Below are 21306 nucleotides of genomic sequence, written 5' to 3' on the forward strand. Positions count from 1 at the left end.
ACGACCCCATCGATACATGCGGTCTGGAGGACCCACCTCTCGTCGCGGTCGCACCCATCAACATCCTACGGGAAAGCGCCGCTCGCAGCGCCTCGGTACACTTGCGCCGAGGCGCCAGGTCCCACCCGGACTCCATGCGGCATTCAGGTGTGGGCGGCAAGTGGGCCTCGAACGGCCACGCCGCCCATCGGCACCGTCGCCTACAGCGTCCAGTCCGCCGAGGCCGCCTGCAGCCGCACCATGCGGGCGAACAGGCCTCCGCGCGCCATGAGGTCTGCCGGCGCGCCCTGCTCGACCACGCGGCCGTAGTCCAGCACCACGACCTTGTCGGCCGCCATCACGGTGCGCATGCGATGGGCGATCACGATGACGGTCCTGCCCGCGAGCAGGCGCGAGAGCGCCTCCTGCACCTGCGTCTCGCTCTCCACGTCCAAGCTCGCCGTCGCCTCATCCAAAAGCACCACCGGTGCGTTCTTCAGAAGCGCTCGCGCGATGGAGATGCGCTGGCGCTCGCCGCCGGAAAGGCGCGCCCCGTTCTCGCCGATCAAGGTGGCGTAGCCCTCGGGCATGCGGTCGACGAACTCGTCGCAGTTGGCGGCGCGCGCCGCAGCCAGCACCTCCTCGTCTGTCGCGCCGCGCCGCCCCAGGCGGATGTTCTCCATCACGGTGTCGTCAAACAGCGTCACGTCCTGGAAGACCACGGAGAAGTCTCCGAGCAGCACCTCGGGGTCGACCGTTGAGACGTCTACCCCGCCCACGGACACGCGCCCCGCACTCGCGTCCCATAGACGACAGGCGAGTCTTGCGCACGTGGACTTACCGGAGCCGGAGGGACCCACGAGCGCGGTGACCTCGCCTTCGCGCGCCGTGAAGGAGACGTCCGAGAGAACCTGTTCGCCTCCCTTCTCATACGCAAAGGCCACGTGCTCGAACGCCACATCGTGCCCGATAGGCGCATAGGCCTTGCCGCCCGCCGCCAACGGCTCCTCGAAGAAGGCCTTCATGCGCCCGGCCGCCGTGCGCGCCGAGAACAGTTCCGCGATGAGCATGAGCGCCTGGTCGAAGGGCGCATAGATGCGGCTCACCACGAGCAGGAAGCAGAACAGGGTGAGAAAATCGCACGATCCCTCGAGCACGAGCCCGGATCCGACCAGCAGCGTGGTGGCGAACCCCAGACGCAAGACCACCTGTGCCCCGTTCACGCACACGCCGCAGGCGAGCTCGCTGCGCACGGCGGAGCGCTCGGCCGCATCGACGCTCCTATAGATGCCCTCGAGGTAGCGCTCCTCCTGGTTGGTGGCACGCACCTCGCGCACGCACTCGAGCGCCTCCTGGATGCGCTCGGAGCAGCGAAGACCCGCCATGCGCGTCCGGGCCATCAGCGGCTGGAGCCGGGAGCGCACGCCGAACAGCAGAAGCAGCGCCACCGGACCCGACCACATGGACGCCACGGCGAGCCGCCAGTCAAAGGCGAACAGGCACACGAAGGCGATAGCCATCGTGGCGTAGGCTCCGTAGAGCTCGGGCAGCACGTGGCTGTAGGCGTGCTCGGTGGTCTTGACGTCGGTCATGAGGGTCTCGGTGAGGTCCGCGAGATCGCGTCGGCCGAAAAACGACAGCGGGAGCCTGCGCAGACGCTCGGCGAGCGCGATGCGTTGCCGTCCGCTCTCCTTGTAGATGACGCCGTACTGGTAGTAGTACTGGAAGCGCTCGCACACGAAAAGCACGATGAGGTACGCCGCGAGCACGACCGCCCAGGTCGCGACGGGGACGGACAGCGGGTCGAATCCGAGCGCGCCCCACGGCCCGAGCGTGACCGCGCTGCCCGCAAGCCGCGCCACGAGCGCGCTCATGATGATAAAGACGAATCCCACGCCCGCGAACACCACGAGGTTCGTGACGGTCGTCCATACTGCACCCAGCTTGACGTTTCGCGCCCCCTCATCGGTCAGGGCATATTTCTCTTTGATGGACATCTACGCCTCGCTCCCCTCGCCACTCGAGATCTTCCACGTGACCGCCTGCTCGTAGTCGGCCCACATGCGCGCATAGAGGCCGCCTGCCGCCACGAGCGCGTCGTGCGTGCCCTGCTCCACCGCGCGGCCGCGATCGAGCACGACGATCTTGTCGGCACCCCTCACGGTCGAGAGCCGATGGGCGACCATGAGCACGGTACGGGGCGCACCGTCGCGCCCGCGCGCGAGGCGCTTGAAGGCGGCCTGGATCTTGACCTCGTTCTCGGGGTCGGCAAACGCCGTCGCCTCGTCGAGCACCACGATGGGCGCATCCTTCAAGATGGCGCGGGCAAGCATGAGGCGCTGGACCTCGCCGCCGGAGAGATGGACGCCCTCCGCTCCGTACACGGTGTCCACGCCGTCCGGCAGCTTGGCGAGGATGTCGTCGCATTGGGCGGCCGACAGCGCCGCCATCACCTCCTCGCGCGACGCGCCCGGACGCGCCGCCCGCACGTTATCCAGGATGGACTGGGAGAAGAGCCGGTTGGCCTGGAACACGAAGGCAACGCGCTCCATGAGCTCCGAGGGGTCCATGGCGCGCACGTCCACCCCGCCCACGAGCACCCGACCGGCATCCGCATCCCAAAAGCGCGGCACAAGGGAGGCGGCCGTGGTCTTGCCGCCGCCCGAGGGACCAACGAGCGCCACCGTCGAGCCGGCGGGCACCGTAAAGCTCACGTGGTCGAGCGCCGGTGCATCGGCCCCCTCGTAGGCGAAGCTCACGTCCTCGAACACCACGGCGTTATCGTGCGGGATGCGCGGCGTGGCGGGAGCGTCGATCACGGGCGCCGCAAGGACCTCCTCCACGCGCGACACCGCATCGGCAGCCGACTGGAACGCCTCGGACATGAACATCACGCGCGTCATGGCGGTGGGGATGACGGCGGAGAAGATGGCGTAGAAAGCGAAGTTCGTCGCAAAGTGCGCGATATCCGTCTCGCCGGGCGCCACCAACACCGCAACCGGCACGAGAAAGACCGCCGCCGCGCTGATGGCCGTCAGCGAAAGCGACTGCGGCGTCTGGCACCACGTCACGGCGTAGTCCTGCGCGAGACGCGTAAACTCCTCGATGGCATCGTGAAACGCCCTGAAGGAATGGACCGTCTGCTGGAACACCTTCACCACCGGGATGCCGCGCACGTATTCGGTGCCCGTCTTGTTCATCTTCACGAGCGACTCCATGTAGCGCATCATGAAGTCCATGCCGCGACCGCCCATCATGTAGAACATGCAGGCGAGACTTATCGCGACCGGGACGAGGCAGGCGACGCCCAGGCGCCAATCGAACAGGAAGAAGAGCGCGAGCATGCCTGCGATCATGGCCACGCTGCCCGCGGTGTCCGGCAGCTTGTGGGCGAGCAGCCCCTCGGTCTCGGCCGCGCACCCGTCCACCACCCGGCGCAGCGCACCCGACGCATGCGTATCGAAATATCCGAGGCTCGTGTGCATGAGATGCTCGATCGTGCGCTTGCGCATATTGGACGCGCAGCGGAAGGCCGCGAGGTGCGTGCACATGAGTCCCGCGAAATACAGGGCGATGGATCCCACGGCGAAGGCGAGCGCCCACCAGCCGTATACAGCGCTGTTTGCCGCGGCGGCCCAGTTCGGCGCGACGGCGATGAGGTCGCGCGCGGCGAACCAGATGCACACGTACGGGCCGAAGCCCAAAAGCATCGAGATCGCCGAGAGCACGCAGCCCAGGTACGTGAGGGCGCGCCGCGATCCGGCGAAGGCGAGCAGCCGACCTACCGCGCCGCTCTGCCGGGAGCGCGCATCGGCAGGCGTCGTGCCCGCCCGTTGCGTCTCAGACATGTTGTCCTCCTCAAGAAGTCGGATTCTTGCTTGACGTTCCGCCGCACGGTATCATGCGAACACAGAAATGTTTGCTTAATGCAACTTATGCGCGACGAAACGGCAAGAACGAAGGACGGTTCTTCAACATGAAGGGTGCATCCGACATCGCCGGCGAGCTCCTTGCGCTCTGCCTCCCCCAGGCAGTACAGCTCGGCATCCGGCTTGAGCGGCACGGCGCGTTCTGGACAGGCGAAACGACAGGATCGGCCGCCGACGGCACGATGTGGTTCGCCTCGCCGACGGCGGGCTGCCTCGTGCTCTACCACGATGTGATCCCGCGCGCCGACATGCACCTTCAGGAGGAATCCACCGGACCGTATGCCTGCGCGTGCATGCTGGAAGATGCCTCCTCTGCCTGCTCGCGCGCCTGCGGGCTGGCGCTCAGGCCCGTCGGCGCGCGGGGCGGGGCCGCTCCATCGGAGCTCGCGACGTTTGTCGAGCGCCGGCCGCACACGCTCACCAGTCCCCTGCACGCCGGTGAGCGCTACCGCTCGAGCTCCATCATCCTGCTCCCCGACTTCTTCGATGCGCTCGAACGGCGCTATCCCGGGGAGTTCCGGGGCACCTTCGCCCTGTTCGACACCTGTCTCGGCGTGAATGAGAGCATAGAGATCAGACATGCCCTCGGCAAGATCTCCCGTCGGCCGCCCACGGAACCGGGCGGCACCCTCGCGCTGCGCGCCGCCGTGGAAGGGCTCGTGGCGTCGCTTGCGACGCGTCATGACACCTTGGCGCATGACGGGGATGCCGCTGAGCTGGTAGACCAGGCGAGGCGCCATATCGCGCGAGCCTTCGACGACAGGGCGGCTCCGCCTTCGGTCGATGGGCTCGCGAAGGCGCTTTTCGTCAGCCGATCTCGGCTCTGCGCCGCATTCCAGCGCGAAACCGGACGGGGCCCCGGTTCATTCATACGCGAGGCGCGTATCGAGCGCGCCCGCACTCTGCTGGGCACCACCGGCCTCGCCATAGCGGACATCGCCAAGATGCTCGGCTATCCCGGGCTGTCGGCATTCGACCACGCCTTCACCAGGGCAACCGGCCTCTCCCCGAGCGCCTGGCGCAACCAAAGGGAATGCGTCTCGCCGCAGCCGAGAATCCTGTGAGCACATCAAAACGGAACGAACCCGACCCCATCTGAACCGCATCCACCTCTCATCAGGCCGTGCCCCTAAGCGAAGGCAGGCGGCTGCGGCGCGGTCCTCGACGGGCAGTGTATATAAGGGCTGAGACGCATAGCGCACGGCGCGCATCCCTGGCGAGAGGCCCATCCATGGATGCCCCACCGATGTAGGAATCCGCTACGCGCTTCCCCTTTTCACGCCGGTATGCACTCGTGGCTGAAAAAGCATAGGGAATTTGAGACGAGCGCCCGCCGTTTGCCATGATGCTCGGCATGCCACGTCGCAACAGGCCTGCGTCGCGCAGGGAAATCGACGCTCCTGTACGGCGTTGTTCGCGGCCTTGTGAAGAGCGGCGTTGCGTGGGAGCGCATCATCTACATCAACTTCGAAGACAAGCGCCTGCAGACTTCACGCAAACCGACTTCCAAAACATCCTGCTCAGCCAAACCGGCTCACGGAGCAAGGCACCAGTTGCAATCGAAATCTCACTATGTAGCCATGATCGATACGAGTGTCATGAACCATTGAGCATCCCTTCTATCCGATTGCAAGCCGCAACAAACTACGCCCGGCGATACCGGGTCCACAGCCTGCGCTGTTGTCATGCGTTTTGGCTAGCGGGAAGTCGTCATACGCGTCTCCTCATTCATGCCTCTCGCTTCAGGTTCTATCCTTACAAAGCCCCGTTTTATCGACGAGGTGCCGCTCAGCGCGTTCGCCCTTTCCGAGCAACAGCTTTCAACTTGCGAATACCCGCTTCGAAGCAGTCAGCCATGATTTCCTGTGAAGCCTCGGATATACCATCCGCACGCGCAAGCCTCCGCCACCCGCCCAACACACGTGCCATACCGGCAGCGACGTCACAAGCCTCCGCACTGTTCACTCTGAAGAAATCACAGACCGCAAAAGCGACTTCCGGCTCCGTCTCTCGGTTGTCAAAATCGAGTCCCGTCGCCAAGTACTTCCGTTCCGACCCGGGTGTCGGGTTTACGTCGAACGCAGGAGACAGCATCCAGCCAGTTTTCTCCCGCAGAAATCCGTAATTTCTCAGATGGTTGTCCGTATTGCCCACCGCACACGAAAAGAGTGCGCGCATCCAGAGTTCACGAAGGTCCAAAGCGGGCCGAGATCCTTCTTCCTCTATGAATTCGGCCAGCTCAAGATAGGAATACCTGCCGCCATCTTCACCTTGAATAGCGCTCAGACCACTGATATAAGGCAATCGCGCATCGCCGGCGCGATCAAATCGTCGCACAAGCAGAACGGAACGGCCGCCGACACGCAGCAGACGAGAAGTAGGAACCGTTATTCCCGCTTGATCCATGAGCCGCAAGCAAACATGCTCCCACGCGCACACATCGTCGAGCGGCCCCTCATCGGCTTTGGGAAACTTCGCAATACACAGGAACCCCTGTTCATCGCGAACAGACGCCTTTGGCCGCGCGCCGCCCAAACTGGACCCAGCAGCAAGAAGGTCCCTTACGTCGGCATCGATGTCTTGAACAGCGCGATCAGACGCCTCAAGCAACGCCGGAACGCTCGTCTCGCGAGGGACCCCGTTGCGAACCGATGAGACTACCTCGCCATCTGTATTCCAGACTCGAATGGCACCTTGTCGCGCCTCGTCGTTCACGCCCGCAAGCATATCAACCTCAAAGAGCGTGCGTGGGGTTCTATGCTCAACGCGCGCCTGGGCCCGCTCTGCACGGAGCATAAGGTTGCGCCCCCAACGATCCGGCATGCAATCCTCAAATGCCCGCAGACCTCGAAGCCCCGTAGAATGGAACGAACCGGGCCCGAGAGGCATATCAGGGGCAAGCGAGAAAGAGCGCGGATCATCAAGGTACGAAGGGACATATGAGAATGTCGTAGTCTCATCACCATGGCGCACGCTTTGGTACAGCTTGCCTGCAAGGACATCCTTGCCCGAAATCTGAACAGTTATATCGAGTTCCACATCCTCATCCCCTGACGCGCTTGGGCACGTCCTGTTCGGCACGCGCCCTTCCGATGGGCGTACGGAGCGGGTCCGTCGCGCCTACGACGTTCTCGAGCATCCCCAAGATGCGCGCGACGCGCAGGAAGTTCTCGAACGTACCCGCCCCCTCGTTCAGAAGTTTTCGCACCGTCGGGACTGAGAGATTCGCGCGCTCCGCCAGAAGCTCAACCGTGATGCGCTGTTGACGGCGTGCCAGATCAATATTGGCCGCAACGTTTCGCATAGCCCGCGCGACCGGTATGGGAGTTCGACCCGCCATGGCACTCCTAACAGAAACAAATACTTCTTTTGTAGTTTATTGTAGCAATATTTATTTCTCTTAAAGAGTTTTCTTCCCGTATCCGCGGAGCATACCGCCAGGACGGGAGCGTGAGTGCCAGATGAGACGGATGATGGGAATCGCGCGCTGCGGCCTCGCGTGCTGCCTCTGCTCAGAAAACGACTGTGCGATAGCTGTGACTCCGGTTTATGCCCAGATGCTTTGACCTGCGAAGTCAGACCATGTTCCGCTGCAAAGGGGCTCACCCACTGCCACGAGTGCCCCACCCCTTGCCAAAAGGGCATTCTTTCCAAGATCAAACCCCGCGGGTTCACCGAGTTCGCCCGAAGGTACGGTCAAGAGCACCTGCTGGATTGCCTTGAACGCAACGAGGCTGCCGGCGTCGCCCTACCGATGGCATCCCCATCGCATCAGATAGCTGTTCTGCAGGCGTCGGCCCCGATACGCACGTGCGCGCCAGATTGTGCCCAACACGGCCGGCGTACCTGCCCAACGGCACCCGAGTTCAACCCAACGCGAAGCCGCGCATTCGAACATGAAGCTGCACCGGATAGGCGAGACGCGGGGCGAGGGCGCGCACAGCCGAGACTCCTCGCCTCACCTCCGCGCCCGGGTGCGCGCAATCGCGGCGCCCGCAACGGCGATCGCCGCGGCGAAGAGCAGCACGAGCCCCGTTTGCGCCATGACCGACCCCACGAGCTCGCCGGTCGTGCCGGATGCCGAGAAGACGTCGCCGAACGCATGGACCACCCACCAGATGGGCGTGAGCCGCGCCACGGCCGTGATCGCCGCGCCCATGGTCGCCTGCGAGACCCAGGTACCGCCCAGAAACGTGAGCACCATCGAGCACATGTTACCGGCAGCATGTGCGAGGTCGCCGGTCGCGCCCAAGCTCCAGAGCAGATATCCGTACGCCGCCCCCACAAAGCCGAGCGCAAGCAGCGGCACCTGCGCGAGCGCCACGAGCGCCACGTCGACCCCAGCCAGCGCCGGCGCGCACCAGATAGCACCCAGCGCGGCCATCGCCGCCCACACCGCAACCCCCACGCCAGCGCAGGCAAGCGCCAGCTGCGCCTCGCGCGCCGCGTCCGACACGCCCGCCGCGCTGAGCCGCGCGTGCACGGGCCGGTCCCGGGCCAACGAGCGCAGCCCCCGATGCGATGAGAATCGCCGTCCCGCCGAACAGCGCATAGGTGGAGAACTGCATGAAGATGAGGTACGCAAGCGGAAGGCCCGTGGCCTGCTGGGGCGTGAGCGCAACCTCCGCCCGCGCAGCCTGCGCATCCTCGGCCCACGCCACGGCCTGCTCGGCCGTCGTATCCCCCACCTGAAGCGGCGCATAGAGCTGCTGGGCGAACACGCGGACCCGCTCATCCATGAGCGACCCCTGAGCGTTCTGGAAGCTCACGGAACACTCGAGTGCAGGCGGCTCGACGTCCGAGCGCGCAGCGTCAGCAAGCTCCTCCCCATACCCTTCCGGAATCACGAGCACGTAGGTGGCTAGATCCTTGGCGGCCGCATCTTGCAGCGCATACGTCGTGTCGGCGCGTTTCAGCCGAAATATGGACAGGCGCCGCCCAGGCACACGGAGTTCTGATCGGACACGCGACAGACGATGTCCTCTTCCGCCAGGCTCTCAAGCCTCACCCCGAGCGCCCGCGAGAACCAGCCCGTCGCCTCGCCCACGGCGATGCGCGTGTCGCGCTTGCAGCAGCGCGGTGCGCCCGCACGGGCGATCGCGTGCAGAAGCTCGGCGACCATCATCTGCGCGTCGCTCCAGCCGTCCTGCTTGAGCGGCGCGTTATCCAGCTCGATCGCCAACGCCATCCCGCACGACAGAGCGGCCCCGCACGCACCCCACCGGGCGCACGTCCCACCGGGAACATTCGAGGAGCGCGCGATGAGCTCGTCGAGCTTTGCCGCAAGATCCCCATCGCCGCGGGCATTCGACACGCACGTCAGCAAAGCCGCGCCCGCAAGAACATGGTGAGCCGGACCGAACGCAGGGCACTCCGGCGCGCCCATCAGCTCCTCCACCAGCGCAGAGGGGCAGGTCGATGCGCTCTGCAGGCACAGCTCGCGCGCCCAGGCGTACTCGTTGCCGGCGTCCTTCATGACGGCTCCTTCCGCTCATATATCGAAATCCGCTTCCATACTACCGCATCGATACCCATCAATGTGTAGACTAGACGGTACGACAGCTAGCAACCCAAAAGGAGCCACCTGTGCCGCAGAGAGTCCGCGTCGCGTTCATATGCACCCACAACGCCTGCCGCAGCCAGATCGCAGAGGCGATCTGCCGCCTGCGCGCCGCCGATATCATCGAGCCGTATTCGGCCGGAACCGACCCTGCCCCCTCCCCCGACCAGCAGGTATTGCGCCTGCTCGCGAGCCATGGCGCCGACACGTCGCGCCTCTCCAGCAAGAAGCTCGACGCGATCCCGCAGCCGGACATCGTCGTGACGATGGGCTGCGGCGTCGCCTGCCCGACGCTTGCGTGCGCGCACCGTGAGGACTGGGGCCTCGAGGACCCCACCGGCAAGGGCGATAGCGCCATCGAGGCCTGTATCGGCGTGATCGAGCAGAAGGTCGACGACCTCGCCTGCCGCATACGGACGGAACAGCTCGCGTACGGGGAGTCCTCCCCGCAGGATACGCCGAACATCCCCGACATCGCGGCGCTGCGCGCGCTCGCCGACGAGACGCGCCTCGCCATCGTCGGCATCCTCGCACGCGAGGGCGAGCTGTGCGCCTGCAACCTGCTCGAGTATCTCTCCATCGGACAGAGCACGCTGTCGCACCATATGAAAGTGCTCGTCCAGGCACATCTGGTGGAACAGCGCAAAGAGGGCCGCTGGTCCCACTACCGCCTCGATGCCGCGCACTTCACCGGCCTCGGACACACGATCACAGCGCTGGGCTCATGCAGCGGTCAACGCGGGTAGCGCCCGCATCTGGCAGCCAGCCCCGCTGCGTCACGCCGCACGCAGCGAGCGACGGGCCGCACGCCTTTCGGCATGCGGCCCGTCGCCTTAAAACGTCACGTTGCCGAACTCCGACAGCTTGAGGGTCGGATTGTGCTCAACCGCCCAGTCGACGTTCCACGGACTCGTGAACAGCAGCAGCTTGCCGCCGCGCATATCCTCGACGCGCAGCGTGTCGCGCGTGAGGTTCAGCGCCTTCACATCCACCTCGCCCGGCTCGTTGGCAATCCAGCGGATGTCGGTGTAGCCCAGCGGCGTGCGGCGCACGTTCACGTGGTACTCGCTGAGCAGGCGCTGTTCCAGCACCTCGAACTGCAGCTCGCCGACCACGCCCACGATCACGCTCTCCATGCCGGCGCCGATCTCGCGAAAGATCTGGATCGCGCCCTCCTGGGCAAGCTCCTCCATACCCTTCACGAACTGCTTGCGCTTGAGCGTGTCGACTTGGCTGACGCGCGCGAAGTGCTCCGGCGCGAACGTGGGGATGCCCGCGTACTGCACCTTGTGCTTCGTCGAGCACACCGTGTCGCCGATGGAGAAGATGCCCGGGTCGAACAGGCCCACGATGTCGCCGGCGTACGCCTCGTCCACCGTCGCGCGGTCGTCGGCCATCATGGCCGTGCCCGTGGCGAGCTTGATCTTGCGGTTGCCCTGCACGTGCGTCGCATCCATGCCGCGCTCGAACTTGCCCGAGCAGATGCGCAGAAACGCGATGCGGTCGCGATGGTTCTTGTCCATGTTCGCCTGGATCTTGAAGACGAACCCGGAGAAATCGCGCTCCGCCGGGTCGACCGGCTCGCCCGTCAGCGCGTCGATGTGCGCGGAGGGCGGCGGCGCGAGGCGCAGAAAGTCCTTCAGGAACGGCTCGACGCCGAAGTTCGTGAGGGCGGAGCCGAAGAAGACCGGTGAGAGCTTGCCCGCGCGCACGGCGTCCAGGTCGAACTCGTCGGCCGCGCCGTCGAGCAGCTCGATGTCGTCCATAAGGTTGCGATGGTTCTCGGCGCCGATGAGCTCGTCGAGTGCCGGGTCGCCGAGCTCCGCCTCGATCTCGTTCACCTTCTTGGCGGCGTTGGCGCGCCCGTCGCCCTCGAAGGCCAGCACATGGCGGCTCGCGCGGTCGAACACGCCGCGGAAGTTCTTGCCGTTGCCAATCGGCCAGTTCATGGGACACGTGCCGATGTCCAGCACGTTCTCAATCTCCTCCATGAGCTCGAAGGGGTCGCGCGTCTCGCGGTCGAGCTTGTTCACGAACGTGAAGATGGGGATGCCGCGCAGGGCGCAGACGCGGAAGAGCTTCACCGTCTGGGCCTCGACGCCCTTGGCGCCATCGATGACCATGACCGCGGAGTCGGCCGCCATGAGCGTGCGGTAGGTGTCCTCGGAGAAGTCCTGGTGGCCCGGCGTGTCGAGGATGTTGACGCAGCATCCGCCGTAGGTGAACTGCAGCACCGAGGAGGTGACGGAGATGCCGCGCTGCTTCTCGATGTCCATCCAGTCGGACACCGCGTGCTTGGCGCTGCTTTTGCCCTTGACCGAACCGGCCGATTGGATCGTGCCGGTATAGAGCAAAAGCTTCTCGGTCAGCGTGGTCTTGCCCGCGTCCGGGTGAGAGATGATGGCGAACGTGCGGCGCGACGCAATCTCGTCGGCGATACTTGGCATGGGCTCCCCTGTTCTTGCGACCGCGCGCATCCCGCCACGGCCCCTCATATGCGTTTTACCGTGCGCTATCTTACCAGATGGGAAAATCGCTCACGCAGACTGCAAACATGGCGTCGACGAAGACGCCGCATCGCACAGCGCTTGGAAACCGACTACTTCTCTTCCGAAGTTTCACACCGCGGCCTCCCCGGCTTCGGGTCGCTCTCGATTCTCGCCTTCACGGAAGCGAGGGAGACCATCCTCGTGCCCCCGACCTTCCATGAGTCCAAATATCCGCTTTTCACGAGCTGCGCCACCCTTGCCGTGCTCACGCCCATCATGCGCGATGCCTCCGAGGCAGTGACGGCGGGAATGTCTTCCAGCTTCCTCTCGACAGCAACCGCTATCACCGTGCCGCCCCGTTCCGGCTTATGGCCAAACTCCATCTCTGGCAGCTCGGTACCGTTCATGAGATGGTCCTCGACCATGCACCCGAGCCAATCAACGGCGCTCTCGACGGCATCAGTGAAGTCATCGCCGAACGTGCCGCCTTCAAACGGGGGAAATGGGAACGCATCTACCGGCAAATCCCAGGTGCTCATGGGCAACCGACCCCATGACGAGCGAGTTGTTCGGCGACTGGAACAGCCCCGTGCCGACCGCCATCACGAGCATGCCGGCAACGATCACGGCAAGCGGGGCGGTTGCGGGCAGGCTTCCCGTGAAGGCGATGCCCACCGCGTAGACCACCAGGCCCGCGAAGCACGGCAGCGCGCTGCCGATGCGGTCGGACAGGGCACCGGCGGCGGGACCCACTGCCGCCATGCCGAGCGGGATGGCCGTGAGCGCAAGGCCCGCCACATTCGGCGCGATGCCGCAGGCGTCCTGCAGGAAGAACGGCATGAGGTACTCGGTGGCGCCCACCGCGGCGAAGCAGATCGACCTCGTGAAGGGCAACTTCAACAACGGCGGGCAGTTCCAGATCATCTTGGGCACCGGTATCGTCGACAACGTCTATGCGGAGTTCGTCCAGCTCGCCCATGTCAGCGAGTCGACCAAGGAGGAGGTCAAGCTCGAGGCCGCGCAGAAGATGAACCCGGTGCAGAAGCTGCTGAAGACCCTCGCCGACGTGTTCGTCCCCATCCTGCCGGCACTCGTCGCCTCCGGTCTGCTCATGGGCATCAACAACATCCTGACCGCCCAGGGCATGTTCTTCCCCGACAAGTCGCTCGTCGAGGCCTACCCCCAGATCGCCGACCTGGCCGCCATGATCAACATGGCGTCGAACGCCGGCTTCACCTTCCTGCCGGTGCTCATCGGCTTCTCGACCGCCCAAATCTTCGGCGGTACGCCCATCCTCGGTGCGGTCATCGGCGCCATCATGATCCACCCCGACCTCATGAGCGGCTACGATTACGGTCAGGCGCTGCTCGACAACACTGTCCCCTATTGGAACTTCTTCGGCCTCGCGGTCGCCAAGGTCGGCTACCAGGGTACGGTCCTGCCGGTCATCGTCGCGGTGTTCTTCATGTCCGTCATCGAGAAGCGCCTGCACAAGGTCGTGCCGGCCATGATCGACAACATCGTCACCCCGCTTCTCTCCGTCCTCATCACGACCGCTTTGACCTTCCTGTTCATCGGCCCCGTCATGCGCACCGTCGGCGACGCCATGACGAGTGCGGTCATGTGGCTGTTCTTCGACCTCGGCGCGCTCGGCGGCCTCATCTACGGCATAACCTACCCGCTGCTCGTCATCACCGGCATGCACCACAGCCTGGTCACGGCCGAGACGCAGATCCTGGCGAACATCGAAACGCTCGGCGGATCGCCCACGTTCGTCGTCGTTGCCTGCGCGAACTGCGCCCAGGGCGCCGCGGCGCTCGCCGTGATGTTCCTCGCCAAGCACAACGCCAAGATGCGCAGCGTCGCCTCGGCCTCGGGTGTCTCCGCATGGCTGGGCATCACCGAGCCCGCTATCTTCGGCGTGAACCTCAAGCTGCGCTTCCCGTTCCACGCAGCCCTCATCGGCGGCGGCATCGGCGCGGCCTATGCCACTATGGTGCAGGTGCTCTCCGTCTCGCAGAGCCCGTGCGGTATCATCGGTGTCATCTGCATCAGGCCCGACTGCATGCTGCAGTTCCTCGTCTCGGTGGTCATCGCGATCGTGTGCACGTTCATCATCACCTTCGTGTTCGCCAAGACCATCGGACGCAAGCAGCTTGCAACGTTGTAACCTGCAATCCTGCTACCCAGCAGGTTGCGCCCCCTGCAGCCGAAAGGCGGCGGCCGGCGTGCCGTCGCCTTTCGGCGTATCAGCGATACGGCGCGGCACCCGTATCGGACAGACCCCGCCAACCATCGGATAGAAGGAGCACGACGTGCGCGTCATCGAGCAGACCGGCCACCTCAAGGCACCGCTCAACTGGATCAACGACCCCAACGGGTTCATCTACTACCGCGGGCAGTACCATCTGTTCTACCAGTACTTCCCCTACGCCCCGAGCTGGGGGACCATGCACTGGGGACACGCGGTGTCGTCCGACCTCATCCACTGGGAGCACACAGGGATCGCCCTCTTTCCCACGAAGCTCGCCGACCGAAACGGCTGCTTCTCCGGCAGCGCCATCGAGCGCGAGGGACGCCTGCACCTCTTCTATACCGGCGTCCGCTACCTCGAGACCGACCCGGAAAACATCCACAAGCATCTGAACAACCGGTTCGAATCCTGCCAGATGGAGCTCATCTCAAGCGATGGGCAGCGCTTCGACAACCTGGGCGCCAAGCGCGTCATCATCCCGACGATCACCGACCCGGAGGTGGGTGATGCGACCCATACGCGCGACCCGAAGGTATGGCGCGGGCGCGACGGCTACTACCTCGTGCTCGGCACGACCGTCCACCGCGAGGGGCGCCTTCTCATCTACCGCAGCGACGACCTGCACACCTGGGAGCTCGCCGGCACGGCCGAGCATGCCGGCCTCGGCTGGATGTGGGAGTGCCCCGACTGGTTCGAGGTCGACGGGGCCGGTGTCCTCATGGTCTCCCCCATGGGACTGCTCGACGACGGGGCGGCGCCCACCGACATGGCCATCTGCATGCTCGCGGACTTCGACGAGGACGCCTGCCACATGACGCTTGCCGACCGCTACCAGTTCTTCGACTACGGCCTCGATCTCTACGCACCGCAGAGCGCGCTCGACGCCGAGGGGCGCCGCACCGTCATCGCCTGGCTGCGCATGCCCGCCGCGGTTGAGGGCGACGAGGGCGCCTGGCGCGGGATGATGAGCCTGCCGCGCGTGGTCGAGGTGAAAGACGGCCACATCTACTTCCGCATCCACCCCAACGTGCGCGCTGCCTACCGCCTGCCGGTATCCCCCGAGCAGGTCTCGGCGCGCACCGGCTACCACCTGGCCATCGAGCTTAACGAGGGCGAGTCGCTCGACCTCGGAGGATACCGCATCGTGCGCACGGGCGGCCGCATCGTCGCCGATCGCAGCGCCGTGTGCCCGCACAGCGGCAAGTGCCGCCTTACCTCCGAGACGCCCGAGGTCCGCGAGGGCGACCGACTCGACGTATTCGTCGACGCGAACATGGTCGAGACCTACGTGAACGACGGCGAGTACGTGCTGAGCCACGCGGTCTATGGGCTCCAGGATTACATCGAGGTGCGCGCCGCCGCCACACCGGAGCTCCACGCGCTCGGCTAACCGCCTCGATTCGTGCATGAGACCCGTCCTGTCCGGATCGGCTGCGCGGGCAGGGCGGGCGCCTGCGGCAAGCGCCCAAGCGACCTCACGCGCGCTTCGCACGCACGCGCGCTAGGCGGCCAAACGCCAGGCGACAGAGCGGCACCGCGTACAGGAAGACCGCGCACGCCATGCTCTCAACCGGCGCGCCCATCGACGCGAGCGGCACCCCGCCGGCGATGGACCACGGCACGAGACCCGCCACGAGCACGACCGAATCCTCGAGGTCGAGCGCATGGTCGACGGCAGGCGCCAGGTCGCGACTCAGCTGATGCGTGAGCATGATGGCAAGCGTCTGGTTGCACGAGATCGCCGACGCAGCGGCCGAGATGACAAGCGTCGTGGCGAACGGCGACAGGCGCGCAGCGAGGCGCGCCACGATCCCCTCGATGCCCCGCAAGAGATCGGTCTCCTCGAAGATGCCCGCGTACGCCGAGGTGATGACCACGATCTCCACGGCAGACAGCATCGAGGCGATGCCGCCACCCGCAAGCGCTGCCGTCGCGGGCGTGGGCGCGGTAAAGCCCATCACGGCGGTGCGGGCGACCTCCGCGACATCCATACCCTGCACGAACAGGCAGAGCGGCACGGCCGAGAGGATGCCCGCGACGATGACGAGCAGGATGTCCATGCGCGCGAACGCGAGCACGAACACGACGGCCGGCGGGATGAGCACGACAGACGACAGGTCGAACGCCGCCGCCAGGGCGCCCGCCGTGTCCGCCGCCGTCGATGCCGCCGGCACGAGCATGCCCGCGACAAGATAGACGACGCAGCTCAGGATGAACGGAGCGATTGCCGTCCGCACCATGTTGCGCAGGTTGCCGTAGAAATCGGTCTCCGTGATGCTCGCCACGAGCAGCGCGCTCGTGGAGATGGGAGACCATCGATCGCCGAAAAACGCCCCCGAGAGCGCAGCGCCGCCGGCGAGCACGAGTGGCACGCCCATGCTCGAGGCGATGGAGATGCAGATGGCGCCCATGGTCGCCGCCGTGCCGAACGAGGTGCCCGTGAGCACCGACACGAGGCAGCTGAGCAGAAACGTCATGAGGAGGAAGAGCTGCGGGGTGATGAACGGGACGGTGTAGGCGACGATCGCCGGAATGACGCCCGAAGCGCGCCACAGCCCCGTGAGAACGCCCACGGTGACAAGCATTCCCAGGATGCGCGTGATCGGCCGGATGCCATGCCAGCACATTGCCGCCACGCGGCCCGCGGGATTCCCGGTGCGCCAGGCATACAGGCAGAACAGGGCAAGCCCTACGATCAGGGCGATGGCCGTCGGCACCCCGGTGGCGACGCACACCACGAGCACGACCAGAAACGACCCGAGCGTCAGCAGCTCCACGAGATAACCTCCTGTATCGAACGTTCTCATGCCCCGGTGGGGTCGGCGCCCCCAAAGCGGCGAGCGCATCTCACGGGAAACGGGACGGCGCCCCCACGGGCGTCACGCGGACACCGGCCCTGGCACCTCACACATCGATCGCGCGCACCACGCGGGCCGGCACGCCCATCGCCACCACGTTCGCCGGGATGTCGCGGACGACCACGCTGCCTGCACCGACGATGCTGTTGTCGCCAATCGTCACGCCCGGGCAGATCGTGACGTCCGCGGCGATCCACACGTTCTCGCCGATATGCACGGGCAGGTTGCGCTGCACCTTGCGGCGGCGTAGCTCTGGCGACTCCGGATGCAGCGCCGTGGCGATGGTCACGCCCGGCCCGAGCATGGTGTCCGAGCCGATGAAGATATCCCCGTCGTCCACAAGCTTCGCGTCGAAGTTGATGAAGACACCACGGCCCACGTGCACATGCGCAAGCCCCCAGTTCGCATGGACCGGCGGCAGGATGCACACGTCCTCGGACCAGGTGCCGAGCATGCGCTGGAGCATCTCGGTGCGCTCCCGCGCGCCCTCTTCTGTCTCGGGCGTCAGGTTGTAGAGACGCAGGCGCTCGCAGCACGTGCGCTGCAGGGCCATGATCTCCGGGTCCTCATAGTGGTAGAGCTCACCAGAATTCGCGAGCTCATGGAGCTGTTCGGAATCCACCGCATCCCCTCTCGTCCCTCGATACGCCGCCGGCATGCCGCGGGCAGCCGCAGCGGGCGCAACCTCCGGCACCGCCGCAGCCAGCCCGGCCCGTGTATGCAAGCGCCCGGGCCGTCCTCATTACGCCTGGGGCTTCTCCGCACAGGTCGCCCAGAACGTCGGGATGCCGAGCTCATGCAGGCGGCCCTTGCCGTTCGTGTCCTCGTAGAGGTCGAGCAGGCTAAAGCCCGCCTGGATCTGCCCGCGGATCTGCTCGTCGAGCGTGTGGGAGAACTGCATGCCCCAATCGGCGAGCTCGTCGGCCGGAATGAGTGAGGGGTCGCGCAGCGGGTTGAACGGCAGACCGTGGATGACGCGCTCCTCGCCATCGTCCACCACGTAGTTGAAGCCGTTGTCGAGGCCGGCGAGCAGCCTGCCGCCCGGCGCCAGCACGCGGAAGCACTCGCGCCAGATGGGCCGCACGTCCTGCACGTAGCAGTTGGAGACGGGGTGGAAGATGAGGTCGAACTCCCCGTCCTCGAACGGCAGCGGGCGCGTCATGTCCGCGCGCACGGCACGGATCTCGTAGCCCTCGCGCTCCGCCACCATGCGCTCGGACGCGATCTGCTTTTCGGAGTAGTCGAGCACGGTGCACACGGCGCCCATCGCGGCGAACAGCGGCATCTACTGGCCGCCGCCCGAGGCGAGACCGAGCACGCGCGCGCCGCGCATGTCGGGCAGAAACCATTCGCGCGGCACGGTACGGGTGGGCGTGAGCACCATGGACCAGTCGCCCGCGACCGCGGCGAGGTAGCGCTCGTGCGAAATCGGCGTCCCCCACTCCCATCCGTCGTCGATCCACTGGTCGATGATGCGCGCGTTGATATCGGTATATGATTCGGCGGCGCCCGCGTCGTGCGCGCCCGTGCCGCCGTGCTTTGCCAAGCCCATGGCGATCCCCTTCTCTTTCATGGGGTGCATCCGGTCTGGCTGCACCGCCACCATGCTACCGTAGATGAACCGAAGCCATGCTGACGGACGCGCCCAGCCGTCATCGCGCGCCCGTCAGCCGCCGAACCCTGCAAGGAGCCCCCCATGGATACAGCTACACCGCCCGCCCGCGCCCTTGTCGTGGGCAGCCCCGGCGCCGGCAAGAGCACGTTCGCCCGGGCAATGCGCGATGCGTGCGGCCTGCCGCTCATCTACCTGGATATGATCTGGCACACGCCCGACAAGGCGAACGTCACCTGCGAGCAGTTCGACCGCAGGCTCACCCGCGAGCTCGCGCGCGACCGCTGGATTATCGACGGCAACTACCTGCGCACGCTCGAACGGCGCCTGGAGCGCACGGACACGGTCTTCCTCTTCGATCTGCCGGTGGACATCTGCCTTGCCGGCGCCGCCGCCCGCATCGGCCAGCCGCGCGAGGACCTGCCCTGGGTCGAGCACGAGCTCGACCCAGAATTCGCCGACTACATCCGGCGCTTTCCCACAGAGCAGCGTCCCCAGCTGATGGATCTGCTGGCCGCGCGCCCGAGCGCCTGCCGGCTCGTCACGTTTCGCACGCACGCCGAGGCGGACGCCTATCTCGCGCGCCTTCGCGCGGGCGACGATTAGCGGACGCGGACCGCGCAAGGCGCCTTCATTCCGGGCGGGCGGCGCGGCGGGCACGTAGACGCTAGCGTGCGAGTCAACGGCGACTCCTACTGCTCGGTCTCGATGGCGCGAATGCTCGGGATCGCCCAGGTCGCAGCGGCGAGCAGCACCATGGCGACACCTGTCCCCGCAAACCACCGGGGCGCTCCGACCGCATCGGCGAACAGGCTCGACGCGGCAAGGCCCACCGGCATGGCCCAGGACATGATCGCGCCGTAGAGGCCGAACACGCGGCCCAGGTACTCGGGCGGGACCTTCTCCTGCATGAGCGCCGTCTGGGGACCGGAGTAGAACGGCGAGCTCGCGCCCATCAGGAAGCTCATGGCCAAAAACACCAGGTAGCCGTTGGATCCGAGCAGACCCGTCGCAAACGTCGCGATGCCAAAGAGCGCCGTGGCGCACACGACCGTGAGCGCACGGTTCTTGAAGCCGCCCGTCGAGGCGAGCAGGGCAGAGCCCGCGATCATGCCCACCGAGAACACGATCTCGGCCGCGGCGGCATCGGCGGTCGTGCCGCCGAAATGATCGAGCGTCATGAGCGGGAAGAGCGCCGATATGGGCGAGAACACGAGCGTGAACGCGAAGCCGCACCACAACAGCGCGAACAGGCCGCGATAGCCCCGCAGCACCCGGTATCCGGCCGCCGTCTCGCGCATGAGCGTACGCGCCTGCTCGGCGATACGGCCGATCCCGGCCGCATCCGCCGCCTGCGCGTCCTCGCCTGCCGCCGCCTGCGCACCATCGTCACCGGTCGCGCCCGCTGACGCCCGCGCACCGCCAACGTCGAGCCGGGCCACCAGAACCGCCACCGTAGCCAGAAGCGCCCCCGCCACATCGAGCGCGATCATGGCGGTAAGGCCCCATAGCGGGTAGATGACCGCCGCGACCGCCGTACCCAGGATGTAGCCGCCCGACTGCACCGCCTGCGCCACACCCGCCAGGCGCGTGAGATGCTCCGGGGGCGCCACGAGCGGCGTCAGCGTCTGGAACGCCGGCGTATGGAAGGCGCTGCCGCATGCCCGGAAGAAGAGCGCCGCGATCACGACCCACACGGGCAAAACACCCCAGGCGGACACGAGCGCCACGGCGGCGCTCACCGCCGCGATGAACAGATCGGCACCGATGAGCACGCGCGTGAGCGGCAGGCGGTCGACGATGGCACCGGCAAACGTGCCGATCAGCGCCAACGGCAGAAAGCCCGCGAGCGAGGCGAGCGACAGCATGCTCGCGGAGTTCGTCGTCAACGTGATGTGCCAGATGAAGCCCATCTGCAGGATGGAGCTCGTGAGCACCGAGACGAGCTCGCCTGTCCACACGCAGGCGAGTTTCGCCCGCCACGACCGATCGGCCATGTCTTCCCCTTCTCTCTATACCGCAATCACCTGGCCGGCTATGCGCCCGTGATCTCACGCTGGACGCGCCGCGGCAGCCGAGCGAACACGAGGCCGTAGCTCGCGTCGGCAAGGTCGCACACGAGCGTCTCGGGTATATCGTCCGCGTCCAGATCGATGGAGATCCACGTCCGACCATCCGAGTAATACGCCGGCAGCACCGTGTCGGGAAACTCCGCGCGCAGCTCGGCGATGCGCTCGGGAGCGCACTTGAGCGATAGCAGGCGGCGCCCCGCATAGGGCGCCTTCGCCGTGGGCGCCGCCGTGAACTCGCAGGCGAACTGGCGCCCACCCACCCAATAGACCATCCACCCCCACGACGGATGCAGGGCACGCGTCGCGCCGGGATGCCCGAGCAGCCGCCGCTCGATCGCACGAAGGTCCATCGCCGCCTCCTTGTAGATTGCACGGGTTAGCCGCCGCAGCAGCGGGAACAATGATGGTATTCCCATTGTCCCATAGGAAGAAAGGATGCGACCGCGGTAACGTACAATTTCTTGCGCACTTTGACAGCAGCATAGCGTCCAGATAGACAGGAGGGCACGGCCCGCCCCGGTATGATTCGAGTTGCCTAGATTCGATCAGACTG

General features: G+C 66.0%; 21 protein-coding genes. 6 read left to right on the forward strand and 15 right to left on the reverse strand.

All coding sequences use genetic code 11. The features are described from left to right. Positions 1–200: 200 nt before the first annotated feature. Together H6A21_RS07300 and H6A21_RS07305 are read right to left on the reverse strand one after the other, a co-directional pair. Positions 201–1976 (reverse strand): ABC transporter ATP-binding protein, encoded by a 1776-nt coding sequence (locus tag H6A21_RS07300; RefSeq protein ID WP_204562045.1) that lies wholly within the window; start codon positions 1974–1976, stop codon positions 201–203. Next, the gene (locus tag H6A21_RS07305) at positions 1977–3827 is read right to left on the reverse strand and encodes an ABC transporter ATP-binding protein (protein ID WP_204562048.1); all 1851 of its coding nucleotides are present in this window, start codon (positions 3825–3827) and stop codon (positions 1977–1979) included. Positions 3828–3853: 26 nt separating this feature from the next. On the opposite strand from H6A21_RS07305, the gene H6A21_RS07310 reads away from it, so the two are divergent. Then, positions 3854–4972 (forward strand): helix-turn-helix transcriptional regulator, encoded by a 1119-nt coding sequence (locus tag H6A21_RS07310; protein WP_239462727.1) that lies wholly within the window; start codon positions 3854–3856, stop codon positions 4970–4972. A gap of 309 nt (positions 4973–5281) precedes the next feature. Continuing rightward, positions 5282–5518 (forward strand): AAA family ATPase, encoded by a 237-nt coding sequence (locus H6A21_RS11315; RefSeq protein WP_204562087.1) that lies wholly within the window; start codon positions 5282–5284, stop codon positions 5516–5518. Positions 5519–5696: 178 nt separating this feature from the next. Here H6A21_RS11315 and H6A21_RS07320 read toward each other — a convergent pair whose 3' ends face one another. The 4 genes from H6A21_RS07320 to H6A21_RS07335 all read right to left on the reverse strand — a co-directional run bounded on the left by H6A21_RS07320 (position 5697) and on the right by H6A21_RS07335 (position 9384). Further along, complete coding sequence (locus H6A21_RS07320) at positions 5697–6947, reverse strand: HipA domain-containing protein (protein ID WP_204562051.1); 1251 nt, start codon at positions 6945–6947, stop codon at positions 5697–5699. Positions 6948–6951: 4 nt separating this feature from the next. After that, on the reverse strand, positions 6952–7248 hold the full coding sequence (locus H6A21_RS07325; protein WP_204562053.1) for a transcriptional regulator: 297 nt from the start codon (positions 7246–7248) through the stop codon (positions 6952–6954). A 618-nt stretch (positions 7249–7866) separates the two neighbouring features. Further along, positions 7867–8391: a hypothetical protein gene (locus tag H6A21_RS07330; protein WP_204562056.1), complete on the reverse strand. Its 525-nt coding sequence runs from the start codon at positions 8389–8391 to the stop codon at positions 7867–7869. Between the two features lie 429 nt (positions 8392–8820). Then, positions 8821–9384 (reverse strand): DUF5714 domain-containing protein, encoded by a 564-nt coding sequence (locus H6A21_RS07335; protein WP_204562059.1) that lies wholly within the window; start codon positions 9382–9384, stop codon positions 8821–8823. A gap of 110 nt (positions 9385–9494) precedes the next feature. Here H6A21_RS07335 and H6A21_RS11225 point away from each other — a divergent pair, with 110 nt between their 5' ends. Beyond that, positions 9495–10214 (forward strand): metalloregulator ArsR/SmtB family transcription factor, encoded by a 720-nt coding sequence (locus tag H6A21_RS11225; protein ID WP_204562061.1) that lies wholly within the window; start codon positions 9495–9497, stop codon positions 10212–10214. Between the two features lie 87 nt (positions 10215–10301). On the opposite strand, the gene H6A21_RS07345 is transcribed toward H6A21_RS11225, so the two are convergent. The 3 genes from H6A21_RS07345 to H6A21_RS07355 all read right to left on the reverse strand — a co-directional run bounded on the left by H6A21_RS07345 (position 10302) and on the right by H6A21_RS07355 (position 12797). Continuing rightward, positions 10302–11915, reverse strand: a complete 1614-nt coding sequence (locus tag H6A21_RS07345) for a peptide chain release factor 3 (RefSeq protein ID WP_204562064.1) — start codon at positions 11913–11915, stop codon at positions 10302–10304. A 152-nt stretch (positions 11916–12067) separates the two neighbouring features. Then, positions 12068–12496, reverse strand: coding sequence for a helix-turn-helix domain-containing protein (locus H6A21_RS07350; RefSeq protein ID WP_204562093.1), 429 nt, complete (start codon positions 12494–12496; stop codon positions 12068–12070). Then, entirely contained in the window at positions 12447–12797 is a 351-nt protein-coding gene (locus H6A21_RS07355; RefSeq protein ID WP_342636080.1) for an MFS transporter, read from the reverse strand. The genes H6A21_RS07350 and H6A21_RS07355 overlap by 50 nt, the downstream gene beginning before the upstream one ends. Between H6A21_RS07355 and H6A21_RS07360 the strand changes: the two genes are divergently transcribed. Together H6A21_RS07360 and H6A21_RS10970 are read left to right on the forward strand one after the other, a co-directional pair. After that, a complete protein-coding gene (locus H6A21_RS07360) occupies positions 12796–14127 on the forward strand; it encodes a PTS transporter subunit EIIC (protein WP_239462728.1) in 1332 nt (443 codons plus the stop codon). The two genes, H6A21_RS07355 and H6A21_RS07360, sit on opposite strands and share 2 nt — an antisense overlap. Before the next feature lie 145 nt (positions 14128–14272). Then, a complete protein-coding gene (locus tag H6A21_RS10970) occupies positions 14273–15601 on the forward strand; it encodes a GH32 C-terminal domain-containing protein (protein WP_204562069.1) in 1329 nt (442 codons plus the stop codon). An 85-nt stretch (positions 15602–15686) separates the two neighbouring features. Here H6A21_RS10970 and H6A21_RS07370 read toward each other — a convergent pair whose 3' ends face one another. The 4 genes from H6A21_RS07370 to H6A21_RS10985 form a co-directional block, all read right to left on the reverse strand. After that, complete coding sequence (locus H6A21_RS07370) at positions 15687–16988, reverse strand: Na+/H+ antiporter NhaC family protein (RefSeq protein ID WP_204562071.1); 1302 nt, start codon at positions 16986–16988, stop codon at positions 15687–15689. Between the two features lie 127 nt (positions 16989–17115). Next, positions 17116–17691 (reverse strand): sugar O-acetyltransferase, encoded by a 576-nt coding sequence (locus H6A21_RS11155; protein ID WP_342636081.1) that lies wholly within the window; start codon positions 17689–17691, stop codon positions 17116–17118. A 120-nt stretch (positions 17692–17811) separates the two neighbouring features. Further along, positions 17812–18354 (reverse strand): class I SAM-dependent methyltransferase, encoded by a 543-nt coding sequence (locus tag H6A21_RS07380; RefSeq protein ID WP_239462729.1) that lies wholly within the window; start codon positions 18352–18354, stop codon positions 17812–17814. Next, positions 18355–18642 (reverse strand): hypothetical protein, encoded by a 288-nt coding sequence (locus H6A21_RS10985; RefSeq protein ID WP_239462730.1) that lies wholly within the window; start codon positions 18640–18642, stop codon positions 18355–18357. Between the two features lie 123 nt (positions 18643–18765). Between H6A21_RS10985 and H6A21_RS07385 the strand changes: the two genes are divergently transcribed. Next, positions 18766–19287: an adenylate kinase gene (locus H6A21_RS07385; RefSeq protein WP_204562073.1), complete on the forward strand. Its 522-nt coding sequence runs from the start codon at positions 18766–18768 to the stop codon at positions 19285–19287. Positions 19288–19373: 86 nt separating this feature from the next. Here the strand turns inward: H6A21_RS07385 and H6A21_RS07390 are convergent, their stop codons facing one another. Together H6A21_RS07390 and H6A21_RS07395 are read right to left on the reverse strand one after the other, a co-directional pair. After that, positions 19374–20678 (reverse strand): MFS transporter, encoded by a 1305-nt coding sequence (locus H6A21_RS07390; RefSeq protein WP_204562075.1) that lies wholly within the window; start codon positions 20676–20678, stop codon positions 19374–19376. Positions 20679–20716: 38 nt separating this feature from the next. Beyond that, positions 20717–21103: an MmcQ/YjbR family DNA-binding protein gene (locus H6A21_RS07395; protein ID WP_204562077.1), complete on the reverse strand. Its 387-nt coding sequence runs from the start codon at positions 21101–21103 to the stop codon at positions 20717–20719. Positions 21104–21306: the final 203 nt, after the last annotated feature.

This window comes from Collinsella tanakaei, from assembly GCF_016902615.1.
Lineage (GTDB): Bacteria > Actinomycetota > Coriobacteriia > Coriobacteriales > Coriobacteriaceae > Collinsella > Collinsella tanakaei_A.